We start from the raw sequence: 12393 nt of genomic DNA, 5'->3' as shown, positions 1-12393 counted from the left end.
CGGCCGGGCGTTAGGCACGGACTCCGGCGGGCACCCGTGAGGCGCCGGCGGGTCGGCGGGCAGGCGTTCTGCCCCCGCCCCCGTCCAGGCGTCGGCCGCCCGCACCACGCACCCCTCCCTGGAGGACCCGTGACCACGCCGCAGCCGCCGGGACGCCCCGGCACCCCGCACCCCGACCCGGTGCCGCCGACGCCGGGCCCCGGCCCGGGATCGCCCGGTCCCGAACCGGGGCCGGGGCCCGGTCCTGTACCCGCGCCAGGGCCCGACCCGGTGCCGCCCGCGCCGAGCCCGGGACCCGAGCCGGATCCGGTACCGCCCAATCCGGCACCCCCGACGCCGGGCCCGGCGCCCGGCCCCGCGCCCGACCCCGTACCGCCGCCGCACACCCCCGAGGAGTCCGGCCCGGCCGGCTGACCGGCCGGCCTCCGGCACCGTCCGAGGAGACCGCCGATGAGCGAGACCGTCGTCGTCACCGGAGCGAGCGCGGGCGTCGGCCGCGCCGTCGTCCGGGAATTCGCCCGCCGGGGCGCGAACATCGGGCTGGTGGCCCGCGGGCAGGCCGGGCTCGACGCGGCCGCCGGTGAGGTCGCGGCGGCCGGCGGCCGGGCCCTGGCACTGCCCACCGACGTCGCCGACCCGGCCCAGGTCGAGGCCGCCGCCGACGCGGTCGAGGCGGAGTTCGGGCCCATCGACGTCTGGGTCAACTGCGCGTTCGCCGGGGTCTTCGCGCCCTTCACCGAGGTGCGCCCGGCGGAGTTCAAACGGGTGACGGAGGTGACGTACCTCGGCTTCGTGCACGGTACGCAGGCGGCGCTGGCCCGGATGGTGCCGCGCGACGCGGGCACGATCGTGCAGGCCGGCTCCGCGCTGGGCGAGCGGTCCATCCCGCTGCAGTCCGCCTACTGCGGTGCCAAGCACGCGATCCTGGGGTTCACCTCCTCGGTGCGCACGGAACTGATGCACGACAAGAGCAACGTACGGATCACCGTCGTCCAGCTGCCGGCCCTCAACACCCCGCAGTTCTCCTGGGTGCTCTCCCGGCTGCCGCGGCGGCCGCAGCCGGTACCGCCCATCTACCAGCCGGAGGTGGCCGCGCGCGGCATCGTGTACGCCGCCGACCACCCTCGGCGCAAGCAGTACTGCGTGGGCGGCTCGACCACGGCGACGGTGCTCGCCAACCGGCTCGTCCCCGGGCTGCTGGACCGCTATCTGGCGCGAACGGGCTTCGACTCGCAGCAGACCGATCAGGATGCCGAGCCGCCGGCGCCGGACAACCTCTGGAAGCCGGTCGACGGCATGGACGGCCGGGACCACGGGGCCCACGGCTCCTTCGACGACGCGTCGCACGGGCGCTCCTGCCAGCTGTGGGCCACCGAGCACGCCCGCGCCCTGGTCGCGGCGGCGGCCGTCGGGGCGCTGGCCGCCGCCGGCATCGCGCGGCGGCCTTGGACCTGAGGAGCTTGTGATGACGGAATACGGCTATTTCCTCTCCTGCGAGGAGCACGACCCGCGCGCACTGGTGGAACAGGCACGCATGGCGGAACAGGCCGGATTCACTTCCCTGTGGATCTCCGACCATTTCCATCCGTGGAATGACGAACAAGGGCAGGCGCCCTTCGTCTGGTCGGTGATCGGGGCGCTCGCCGAGGCCACGTCGCTGCCCGTCGAGACCGCCGTGACCTGCCCGACCAAGCGGCTGCACCCGGTGATCACCGCACAGGCGGCGGCCACCAGCGCGGTACTCCTGAACGGCCGTTTCCGGCTCGGCGTGGGCAGCGGCGAAGCGCTCAACGAGCAAGTTGTGGGCGGCGAATGGCCGCAGACCTCGGTCCGGCTGGAAATGCTGGAAGAAGCGATACAGGTGATGCGCTCGCTCTTCGAGGGAAAGGAAGTGAGCCACCACGGAAAGCACTACACCGTGCAGAACGCGCGGCTGTACACCGTTCCCGAGGAGCCGGTGCAGATCGATGTCTCCGGCTTCGGGCCGACCGCCACGGAACTGGCCGCGCGGATCGGCGACGGATTCATCACCATCGCGCCGGAAGCGGACGCGATCGAGCGGTTCCGGCGGGGCGGCGGCGGAGGCAAGCCGGTGCACGGCGGCCTGAAGGTCTGTTACGGAACCGATCGCGAGGAAGCCGTGCGCACCGCGCACCGGCTGTGGGCGACGGAACAACTGCCGGGCGAACTGGGACAGGTACTGCCGACCCCGCGCCATTTCGAGCAGGCGACGACCCTCGTCACGCGCGATCAGGTGGCGTCCGCCGTGACCTGCGGCGACGACGTGGAAGCACATGTCGCGGCGGTGCAGGAGTACACCGACGCCGGATTCGACACCGTCTACGTGAACCAGATCGGCCAGGACCAGCGCGGTTTCTTCGACTTCTATCGCACAAAGGTATTGCCTCAGCTGAAGGACTGAACACACCGGCCGCCGGGAAGAAAACCCGCGGGGCGAATACGCAGCGAATGCCGTGCGGCGGCGGGCCCTGCGGTGGCGGAGCATCGGCCCGCCGCCCTACCGTGGAATTTCCCCGAGCCCGAGTGACCGGATATCCGGACGGCACATCAATGCTGCGGACCACGTGACGGGCACATGAATTCCCCGCCGGTGCGGCGCGCCGGCCCGGCCGTTCAGGAGAAGCGATGTCCAGTCCTCCCCGGAGCCCCTGGTGCAGTCAGTCGGGCGGCGGTGCCGTGGTGCTCCGCCCGCCGGAGTTCGACTGCGCCCGCGTCACCCAGGCCCGCGAGGAGATGCTCATCCTCCTCAACCGGGGCGCCGCGAGCCTGCTGGTCGACCTCGGGGCCTGCTCCACGGTGTGCGCCTGCTGCGGGGTGCCCGCGCTGGTCCGGGTCTTCCGGCGGGCCCGGGCGCTGGGCACGGCCTTCCACGTCATCGCGCCGCGGAGCGCGCAGGCCCGCAGGCCGCTGGACGACGCGCAGCGGGTGAGCCGGGAGCCGTTCCCCCTGGTGACCGCGAGCGAGGCCTAGGGGGCTGCCGGCGGAAAGTGCCGGGCGCCGGAACGGGAAAGCGCCGGGTGCCGGAACGAGAGCCGGGGCGCGCACGACATCGTGCGCGCCCCGGCTCGCTGCTATGCGCCCAAGGGTGGATCAGTACGGCTTCGCCCGCTCCCGGAACGCCTTCGCCGGCCGGGCCGAGCCCGACTTCGGGTAGGAGACGCGGTCCGGATCGCCGTCCGAGGTGTACCGCGCGACCGCCCCGTCGCGCAGCTCGTCCAGCCAGTGCGCGGAGCCGAATTGGGCGTCCTGGCCGTGCGCGCCCGCCGAGCGGATGCGCGGTATGCCGACCGGGTCGAAGGCGGTGGCGTACGGCGAGGGGGCCGGGCCCGCGCCGACGAGATACGCACCGTCGTACGCGTACCGCACCCCGTCCGCCGCGCCCTTGATGTCCAGCCCTGCCGGGTTGGGCTGGACGCCGAACGGCAGCGCCAGCGAGGTCACCTTCGCGTCCGGCACGCTCTTGGTGACGACCTGCTGGCCGCCGGCTATCTGCTGCTGCGCCTCGCCCGCGGAGATGTCGCGGAGGTTGGCGTGGTCCCGGGTGTGGTTGCCGACCTCGAAGCCGTGCCCGTGCAGCCAGCGCAGCGCCTTCTTCGTACCCGTCGCGGGGAACGCGCCGCCGTTCACGAAGAGGGTGGCGGCGGGGGTGAACCCCGGATGCCGCCGCGCCACGTCGCGCAGGATGCCCACCGCGCAGTCCGCGACGGGCCGGCCGTCGTCCCCGAGCGCGAACTGGCTGTCGGTGGAGTCGTCGAAGGTGAGCACGACCGGGTGGCGCCCGGCCGGTATGTCGATCTTCCCCGTGCTGTACGCGCCCGCGGTCACCGGCACATAGCCCTCCTTGGCCAGCCGCTCCAGCTCGGCGCGGAAGTCCGCGGGCCTGCGGTCGTACACGCCTTTCGGCTCGTCCACGATCTGGTGGTACATCAGGACCGGCACCGCACCGAGCTCGTTGGCGTGCACCGAGGCCGGGGACTTGGACCGTGACGGGTGTTCGGGCCGGGCCGAGGGGGAATCCTGCCGACCACTGATGGTTTTCGGAGCCGAGGGTTCCGGCGGTGGCGCGCCGCCGCGGGACTCGGCGCAGGAGACGGCCGACGCGGCCAGCGCCAGCAGGGACAGGACGACGAGGCCGGGCCGGCGGAGAGGGACCGGACGCGAGCGACGGAGATGCACGAGACCTCCCGGAAAGGGCGTGCCAATGCGGCTCAACTGGAAGACACTTTTCTTGAATCCTTCGGATTCCTCTGCTTCCTCTGCTTCCACTGACTCCTCCCGTACTCGTTCCCCGCGCAGAGCGCTCGTCATTCTTCTGGCCGGTGTCCTGGCCATGGCCCTGGTCGTCGGAGGCGTGCTCCTCGTACGGCAGTACCGCGCGCCCGCCTTCCGGCTGGCCGGACTGCCGGCGGGCGGCGTGGTGAACGCCGCGGCGCTGCACAAGGGCGGGGTGGCGGTGACCGCGCCGGCGGGGGAGCGGCTGCGCGGCGCCGAGGTCACCGTGGACGGCAGGCGAATACCGGTGCGGGGCGCCGGACGGCAGCTGACGGTGGGTCTGGACGGCCTCCGCGACGGCACGCACGAGCTGAAGGTGGCCACTGAGGGCTCGATGCTCGGCGGCGGCTCCGAGCTCACCCGCGAACTGACCGTCGACACCACGCCGCCGCGCCTCGCGGTGGCCGACCCCGAGGGCCGCAGCCTGCGCGGCCCGGTCACGGTCAAGGGCCGCGCGCAGGGCGCCACCGCCGTGACGGTCGCGGGCAGGAAGGCGGACCTTGGCAAGGACGGCCGCTTCGCCGTCACGCTCCCGCGGCCGCCCGCGAAGGCCACCGCCGTCGCCACCGACGCGGCCGGGAACACCGCCCGGGAGGACGCGGTGGTGACAGTACGACGGCCGATGCTGCGCGCGGTGCACGTCAGCGGCCAGGGGTGGGCCTCGGACCAGCTGCGCGAGCCGGTGCTGAAGCTGCTCAAGGAGGGCAAGCTGAACGCCGTCCAGCTCGACATCAAGGACGAGCTGGGCGAGATCGGCTACGACTCACAGGTGCCGCTCGCGAAGAAGACCGGCGCGGCCAAGGGCTACTACGACGCGAAGAAGGCCATCAAGGAGATCCACGCGGCCGGCGGCGCGGTCGTCGGCCGCATCGTCGCCTTCCGCGACCCGATCCTGGCCTCCGCCTCCTGGAAGGACGGCCACCGCGACCGCGTCGTCCGCACTCCCGACGGCGGCCCGTACGGCGCGGGCTCCAAGTACGGCTCCCTCTCCTTCACCAACTTCGCGAACCGCGACGTCCGCCAGTACCACCTCGACCTCGCCGCCGAGGCCGCGAAGCTCGGCTTCGACGACATCCTCTACGACTACATCCGCCGCCCGGACGGCAAGCTCAGCGGCATGTCCTTCCCCGGCCTCGGGAAGACCACGCCGGAGGACTCGATCGCGGACCTGGTCGCGCGGACCCGTGCGGTGGCCCGCGAACACGGCGCCTTCCTCGGCGTCTCCGTCTTCGGCATCGCGGTCACCCGCCCGAAGGAGATCGCCCAGGACATCGGCAAGCTCGCGAAGCAGTGCGACTACATCGCGCCGATGATCTACCCCTCGCACTGGGCCGCCGGCGAGTACGGCGTCTCCGACCCGAACTCCCACCCGTACCCCATCACCAAGAAGTCCCTCGCCGACTTCGTGAAGAAGACCCGCCACACCGACGCCCAGATCGTCCCCTGGATCCAGGACTTCTCCCTCGGCGTCTCCTACGGCGACGCCGAAGTGGCCGCCCAGATCCGCGCCGCGGCGGACGACGGCATCCACTCCTTCCTCCTGTGGAACCCGGGCGTGCGCTACCACGGGGGAGCGTTGACGCCGATGAAGTGACCGGTCGGCCCGGGCCCCCGCACACGTATGCGGGTGGTCCGGGCCCGCTGTTAGGCTGCCGATCGTGTCCCGTGGGGGAAGTCCGGTGAGAGTCCGGCGCTGACCCGCAACGGTGTGCGCGAGTGTGCGGTACGGGCCTGTCGTAGGGGTCCGGGCGGAGTGCTCGCGTGAGTCCGATGACCCGCGGGGTGGCACATCTCCCGACTGCTCGCCGCGGACTGCGAGAGGGATGACGCACGGACGCCCGCCCGGCGCCGGGTGCGCCGCCCCCTGTGCGTACGGACGCGGCCCGAGGCGAAGGACGCCCGCCCGTGCCCGCCATGACCACCGCCCCGGCACCCGCCGCGGCCGGACCGCCCGAGGCCACCCGCCTGCCGGTCCCCGCCTCCGCCGCCGTGCTCGCCCTGCTCCTGCTCGTTTCCCTCGTGTGCGGGGTCGGGCTGGGCGCGGCCGGGGTGCCGTGGGGCGAGACGCTGCACTTCCTGGGGGCCGGGCTGACCGGCGGGACGATACGGGCCGACGAGGCCGGCGCGTACGCCATCGTCTGGGAGATACGGCTGCCGCGCGCCGTCCTCGCGGCCGTGGTCGGCGCCGGACTCGCCTCGGTCGGCGTGGCCGTGCAGGCCATGGTGCGCAACGCCCTCGCCGACCCCTTCGTGCTGGGCGTCTCCTCCGGCGCCGCGGTCGGCGCCAACGCGGTACTGCTGCTCGGCGCGTTCGCCGCGCTGGGCGTGTGGGCACTGTCGGTGTCCGCGTTCGTCTCGGCGCTCGCGGCGATGGCGCTCGTCTACGCCGCGGCGCGCACCGCGTACGGGCTGACGCCGCTGCGCCTGGTGCTGGCCGGAACCGCCCTCTCCTACGGCTTCTCCGCCGTCACCACGCTCATGGTCTTCCGGGCCGAGCGCGGCGAGGCGGCCAGGTCCGCGATGATGTGGCTGCTCGGCAGCCTGGGCGGGGCGACCTGGGGCTCGGTGCCGCTCGCCGCGGTCACCGTGCTGGCAGGGGTGCTGTACCTCGGCGCGCGGGCGGGGCGTCTGAACGCGCTGGCGATGGGGGACGAGACCGCCGCGGCGCTCGGCGTGCGTCCGGGCCGGCTGCGGACCGAACTGTTCGTCGTCACCGCCGCCGTCACCGCCTCGGTCGTCGCCGTCTCGGGCGCGATCGGCTTCGTCGGGCTGATGGTGCCGCACGTCGTACGGATGCTCGTCGGCGCCGACCACCGCCGGGTGCTGCTCCTCGCGCCGCTCGCCGGTGCCGTGCTGCTGGTCTGGGCGGACGTCGTCTCGCGACTGCTGCTCGCGCCCGCGGAGCTCCCGGTCGGCGTGATCACCGCCGTGCTCGGCGTGCCGTGCTTCCTGCTGCTGATGCGGCGCGGCGGCTACGCGTTCGGAGGCGGTCGCTGATGCGCCTAGACGTGGACGGGCTGACGGTCGAGCTGGCAGGAGCTCGGATCGTCGAGGACATGACGTTGCGGGCCGACAGCGGGCAGGTCGTGGGGGTGGTCGGGCCGAACGGCAGCGGCAAGTCCACGCTGCTGCGGTGCGTGTACCGGGCCCTGCGGCCCGCGGTGGGCACGGTACGGCTGGACGGCGACGACCTGCACGCGATGGACGCGCGCGCTGCCGCCCGCCGACTGGCCGCGCTGCCCCAGGAGTCCGCCGCCGAATTCGACTTCACCGCCGCCGAGGTGGTGGCGATGGGCCGGCTGCCGCACCAGCGCGGCGGCACCCTCTTCACCGGCCGCGCCTCCGCCGCCGACGCCGCCCTCTGCGCCGAGGCGCTGGGCCGGGTCGGCGCGGCCCACCTCGCCGGACGCGGCTTCCGCGCGCTCTCCGGCGGCGAGAAGCAGCGCGTCCTGATCGCCCGCGCCCTCGCCCAGCAGCCCCGCGTCCTCGTCCTCGACGAGCCGACCAACCACCTGGACATCGCCCACCAGTTGGAGGTGCTGTCCCTGGTGCGCCGCAGCGGCCTCACGGTGCTCGCCGCGCTGCACGACCTGAACCTCGCCGCGAGCCACTGCGACGTGCTGTACGTGCTCGACGGCGGCCGCGTCGTCGCCTCGGGCCCGCCGCACGACGTACTGCAACCCCGCCTGCTGGCCGAGGTGTTCGGCGTACGGGCGCACCGCGTCACGCACCCGGTGACCGGCGCCGTCCAGCTGCTCTTCGACCTGACCGATCAGGAGATCGCATGTCCGTGATTCGCCCCCGCACCGCGGCCGCCCTCTGTCTCGCGCTCGCCCTCACCGGATGCGGCGCGCGCGTCGCGGACCCGGCCGCCGACGGCAAGGCCGCCGGGCAGCCGGCCGTGACCATCGAGAACTGCGGCAAGAAGCTGACCTTCGACAAGGTGCCCGAACGCGTGGTCACCAACGACGTCGGCATCACCGAGATCATGTTCGCGCTGGGCCTGGAGGACCGGATGGCGGGGTTCGTCATGCCGGACGACAAGGGCGACCTGCACGACGTGCCCTGGAAGGACGGCTACAAGAAGACGAAGTGGCTGTCGAAGCACCAGATCACCAAGGAGCTGGCCGTCGACGCGCGCGCCGACCTGGTCTTCGCGGGCTGGAACTACGGCTTCGGCGAGGGCGGCCTCACCCCGGCCGCCCTGCACGAGCTCGGCATCGACTCGTACCTCCTCACCGAGTCCTGCCACAACGGACGCGGCTCGGCACGTGGCGTCATGCCGCCGCTGGAGGCGCTGTACACCGACCTCACCCAGCTGGGAAAGCTCTTCGGCGTCGAGGACCGGGCGCGGAAGCTGATCGCGGACTTCAAGGACCGGGTCGCCGAGGTGCGGCGAAAGGCGCCCAAGGGCGCGGACCGGCCGAACGTGTTCCTGTACGACAGCGGCCAGGACAAGCCGTTCACGGCGGGGCGGTACGCGGCGCCCGACGACATCATCGCCAAGGCGGGCGGCCGCAGCATCACCCACGACCTCGCGGACTCCTGGACGACGGTGGGCTGGGAGACCGTCGTCGAGCGCGACCCCGACGTCATCGTGATCTGCGACTACGGCGACACCACGGCCGCGCGCAAGAAGGACTTCCTGCTCCACTACAAACCGCTGGCGGGAGTGTCGGCGATCAAGCACAAGAAGATCGTCACGCTGGACTACGCGGACCTGGTCGAAAGCCCCCGCAACCCCGCAGCCATCGAACGCCTGGGCGCATACTTGCGCCCGTAGGGGCGCGGGGCGTGTCGATGTGCGGCTCCGCCGCGTGGGCGCGCCCAGCCACGACGGCGGGTGCGTGAGGCAACAACCGTCACGCACCCGGACCGTCGATCAGCCGTCCGCCTCGGCGGACACCGGCTTGGGGATCAGGAACGACGTCCCGATCGCCGCAGCGATGATGACCATGCCCGCGATCATCCCCGCGGTGTAGTCCGACGGCGACGACGGGTCGGCCGGAACAGCCGCGGTCTTCACCGCGTACAGCACCGCGAAGCTCAGCCCCGCGCCCAGGTTGAACGCGCCCGCGTTCAGACCCGGCAGGAAGCCCGGGTTCTCGCGCGGGGACAGTACGATGCCGAGCCCGTTGAGGACGATGTTCGCCACGCCCGCGTACGTGATGCCGACCAGCAGCGACATCACCAGCAGCAGCGGCCGCGAGTGGCTGCCGAGGGTGAGGATCATCAGGACGACGGTCACGACCGAGCCGATCAGGCCGAACCGCAGGACGCGGCCGTACCCGAACGTCGCGGCGAGCCGCCCGGCGACCGGGCCCATGGCGAGCCCGGCGAGCGCGTACGGCGTCAGCGTCCACCAGGCCGACGCCTCGGCCGACATGCCCAGGCCCGCGTGCGCGTCCTGCGCGAACGCCGGGATCAGCCCGTTCATGACGGCGAAGACGCCGGTCATGGTGAGGACCGTGGTCAGCAGCAGGGCCCAGGTCGAGCGCTGCTTGAGGTGGTGGGTGGCGACCAGCGGGTGGCCGCTGCGGCCCTCCGTGCGCCAGAACAGCGCGAAGGCGAGCGCGGCGATCACGACGAGCACGCCGATCAGCGGCCAGTTCGCGGCGGCCAGCTTGCCCGCCTCGTTGAACGCGGTCAGCAGCGCGCCGACCGAGACGACGAGCAGGACCACGCCGGGCCAGTCCATCCGGCTCTTCACGGGCGCGGTGGACTCCCGGGTCAGGGTGGCGACCAGGACCGCGGCGAGCGCCGCGACCACGGCCATCGCCCAGAAGACGGCGCCGAAGCCGTAGTGGTCGGCGAGGTAGCCGCCCGCGAGCGAGTCCACGCCCGCGATGCCGCCGTTGACCGCGGTGATCACACCGAGCAGGGTGCCGTACTTCTTCGGCTCGGTGACCTCGACCCGCAGCATGATCAGGCACAGCGGTACGGTCGGGCCGCTCACGCCCTGGAGGACCCGGCCGGCGAAGAGCACCGGCACGCTCGTCGCGAGCGCCGCGACGATGCAGCCGATGACCATCAGGGCCATCATCCCGGCCAGCACCTTGCGGCGGCCGATGACGTCGCCGAGCCGCGGCAGGAAGAGCGAGAAGAGGGCCGCCGAGGTGAAGAACGCGGTCTGGGTGAGGCCGATCTCCGCCGAGGTGGCGTGGAGGCTGTCCTCGATGCTCTTCAGCGCGGGGCTCAGCATGCTCGCGTTGAGCTGGAAGGCGAAGCACGCCACCAGCAGCGCGGTGACCAGGACCCCGACCCGTATGCCGGGTCTCTCCGTCAGGCCGCCCGGGGGCTGCCCCGTCGTGGTGGATGCGCTCATGCCAGTACGTCTCCGGGCTTCTGCGGGTTCTCGCCGATCAGCTCGGGGTCGCCGATCCGCTCCAGCGCGTCGACGACGAGGTCCCAGAAGCGGCCGTGGTCCAGCTGCACCGCGACCTGGGTGCGGCAGTCGGCCGGCGCGGGCGCGCGGAAGTCCGTCACGGTCATGCCCTTGGTCAGGGTGCCGGTCAGCTCGATGTCCACCGGGGCGCGGCGCACCGTCATCACGTCCGGGTCGATCACGTACGCGACGGCGCACGGGTCGTGCACCGGCGGCGACTCGAAGCCCTGGTGGTCGCGGTAGGTGGTGCCGAAGAACTCCAGCAGCTCCTCGACGAACTTGGCGGGCTTGGTGCCCAGCGCGGCGATCCGCTCGGCCACCTCGGGCGTCGCGAGCGCCTGGTGGGTGAGGTCCAGGCCGACCATGGTGACCTGCCAGCCCGCGTTGAAGACGATGTGCGCGGCCTCGGGGTCGATGACGATGTTGAACTCGGCGACCGCGCTCCAGTTGCCCTCGTGGTAGCCGCCGCCCATCAGGACGACCTCGCGGACCCGCTCGACGATGCGCGGCTCCTTGCGCGCGGCCAGCGCGATGTTGGTCAGGCCCGCGGTCGGGACGATGGTGATCTCGCCCGGCTCGTGGGACATCACGGTGTCGATGATCAGGTCGACGGCGTGCCGCTCGTCCAGGACGCACGTCGGGTCCGGCAGCACGGGGCCGTCCAGACCGGTCTCGCCGTGGATGTCACCGGCGGTCTCGATGTTCCGTACGAGGGGACGCGGGCAGCCGGCGGCGAAGGGCACGTCGGTGATGCCCGCGATCCGCGCCACGGAGAGCGCGTTGCGGGTGACCTTCTCCAGCGTCTGGTTGCCGACCACGGTCGTCACGGCGACGAGCTCGATGTCGGGGTTGCCGTGGGCCAGGAGCATGGCGATCGCGTCGTCGTGCCCCGGGTCGCAGTCGAGGATGATCTTTCTGGCCAACGGTCGAGCCCCTTTGCCCTGTTGAACGGTGGTGCGGTGACGCCTTCGGGAGAGCGATGGGAAATCGTTCTCCGAAAGGCCGCGAAGAGTTCACCCGCATACCGGGGTACTTGTCAATGATTCATCCCACAGAGTCCGGCGGCTGCCCGGTGATAACGTTTGCCCGCCGTTGCCGCAGCGTACGCCGCTGCAGGGGCGCAGCCGAGCCGAGCGAAGGGCGCGACCGTGGCCGAAGTCACCTTGAAGGACGTCGCCCGTGCCTCGGGCTGCTCCGTCGCCACCGTCTCCCGCGTGCTCGCCGGCACCCGCCCGGTCGGCGCCGAGACCGCCCGTACGGTACGGGAGGCGGCCACCCGGCTGGGGTACCGCCCCAACCACGTCGCCCGCGCGCTGCGCCGCCGCGCCACCGGCACCGTCGGCCTGGTCCTGCCGCAGATCACCAACCCCTTCTTCCCCGCGCTCGTGCGCGAGCTGGAGCACGCGTTGCACGCCGCGGGGCGGGCCGTGCTGCTCGCGGATTGCGACGACGACCCGGCGACCGAGGCGGCCCGGATCGCGGAGTTCCTGGACCGGCAGGTGGACGCGCTGGTGCTGATACCGGTCGACGCGCGGCTCAGCCGGGAGGCGGTCGCGGACGCCGCGCGGCGGGTGCCGGTGGTGCTGCTGGACCGTGCCTGCGGACCGGGCGTCGCCGACTCGGTCGCGGTGGACAACGCGGCCGGCATGGCACTCGTACTGGATCACCTGGCGGCGGCGGGCCGCCGCCGGCCGTGGTTCGTGGGCGCGGCCGGC

11 protein-coding genes are annotated in these 12393 nt (G+C 72.7%); 8 read left to right on the top strand and 3 right to left on the bottom strand.

The genetic code is table 11. The annotated features are described in order from the left end of the window. Positions 1-450: 450 nt before the first annotated feature. From ABT381_RS22115 to ABT381_RS22105, 3 genes are all read left to right on the top strand, one after another. Positions 451-1455, top strand: a complete 1005-nt coding sequence (locus ABT381_RS22115) for an SDR family oxidoreductase (RefSeq protein WP_351596952.1) — start codon at positions 451-453, stop codon at positions 1453-1455. 10 nt (positions 1456-1465) lie between these two features. Next, on the top strand, positions 1466-2422 hold the full coding sequence (locus ABT381_RS22110; protein ID WP_351596949.1) for a TIGR03557 family F420-dependent LLM class oxidoreductase: 957 nt from the start codon (positions 1466-1468) through the stop codon (positions 2420-2422). A 224-nt stretch (positions 2423-2646) separates the two neighbouring features. Further along, positions 2647-2991 carry an STAS domain-containing protein gene (locus ABT381_RS22105; RefSeq protein ID WP_351596946.1) on the top strand — a complete coding sequence of 115 codons (345 nt, stop codon included), beginning with the start codon at positions 2647-2649 and terminating at the stop codon, positions 2989-2991. A 120-nt stretch (positions 2992-3111) separates the two neighbouring features. On the opposite strand, the gene ABT381_RS22100 is transcribed toward ABT381_RS22105, so the two are convergent. Next, entirely contained in the window at positions 3112-4197 is a 1086-nt protein-coding gene (locus ABT381_RS22100) for a polysaccharide deacetylase family protein (RefSeq protein ID WP_351596944.1), read from the bottom strand. A 154-nt stretch (positions 4198-4351) separates the two neighbouring features. On the opposite strand from ABT381_RS22100, the gene ABT381_RS22095 reads away from it, so the two are divergent. From ABT381_RS22095 to ABT381_RS22080, 4 genes are all read left to right on the top strand, one after another. Then, positions 4352-5887: a putative glycoside hydrolase gene (locus ABT381_RS22095; RefSeq protein ID WP_351596942.1), complete on the top strand. Its 1536-nt coding sequence runs from the start codon at positions 4352-4354 to the stop codon at positions 5885-5887. A gap of 320 nt (positions 5888-6207) precedes the next feature. Beyond that, positions 6208-7290 carry a FecCD family ABC transporter permease gene (locus ABT381_RS22090; RefSeq protein ID WP_351596998.1) on the top strand — a complete coding sequence of 361 codons (1083 nt, stop codon included), beginning with the start codon at positions 6208-6210 and terminating at the stop codon, positions 7288-7290. Further along, a complete protein-coding gene (locus tag ABT381_RS22085) occupies positions 7290-8087 on the top strand; it encodes an ABC transporter ATP-binding protein (protein ID WP_351596940.1) in 798 nt (265 codons plus the stop codon). Before ABT381_RS22090 ends, ABT381_RS22085 begins: the two co-directional genes overlap by 1 nt. Then, on the top strand, positions 8078-9076 hold the full coding sequence (locus ABT381_RS22080; protein ID WP_351596937.1) for an ABC transporter substrate-binding protein: 999 nt from the start codon (positions 8078-8080) through the stop codon (positions 9074-9076). Before ABT381_RS22085 ends, ABT381_RS22080 begins: the two co-directional genes overlap by 10 nt. A 99-nt stretch (positions 9077-9175) precedes the next feature. On the opposite strand, the gene uriT is transcribed toward ABT381_RS22080, so the two are convergent. Both uriT and uriH read right to left on the bottom strand, forming a co-directional pair. Next, positions 9176-10618: a uridine transporter UriT gene (uriT, locus tag ABT381_RS22075; protein WP_351596934.1), complete on the bottom strand. Its 1443-nt coding sequence runs from the start codon at positions 10616-10618 to the stop codon at positions 9176-9178. Beyond that, positions 10615-11601 (bottom strand): uridine-preferring nucleoside hydrolase UriH, encoded by a 987-nt coding sequence (gene uriH / locus ABT381_RS22070; RefSeq protein ID WP_351596931.1) that lies wholly within the window; start codon positions 11599-11601, stop codon positions 10615-10617. The genes uriT and uriH overlap by 4 nt, the downstream gene beginning before the upstream one ends. A 225-nt stretch (positions 11602-11826) precedes the next feature. On the opposite strand from uriH, the gene ABT381_RS22065 reads away from it, so the two are divergent. Next, positions 11827-12393: LacI family DNA-binding transcriptional regulator (locus tag ABT381_RS22065; RefSeq protein WP_351596928.1), on the top strand; the 567-nt coding region annotated here is incomplete at its 3' end.

Source organism: Streptomyces sp. NPDC000151 (genome assembly GCF_040301705.1).
In the GTDB taxonomy this organism is placed as follows: domain Bacteria; phylum Actinomycetota; class Actinomycetes; order Streptomycetales; family Streptomycetaceae; genus Streptomyces.
This window is presented reverse-complemented; position numbering and strand designations above follow the sequence as displayed.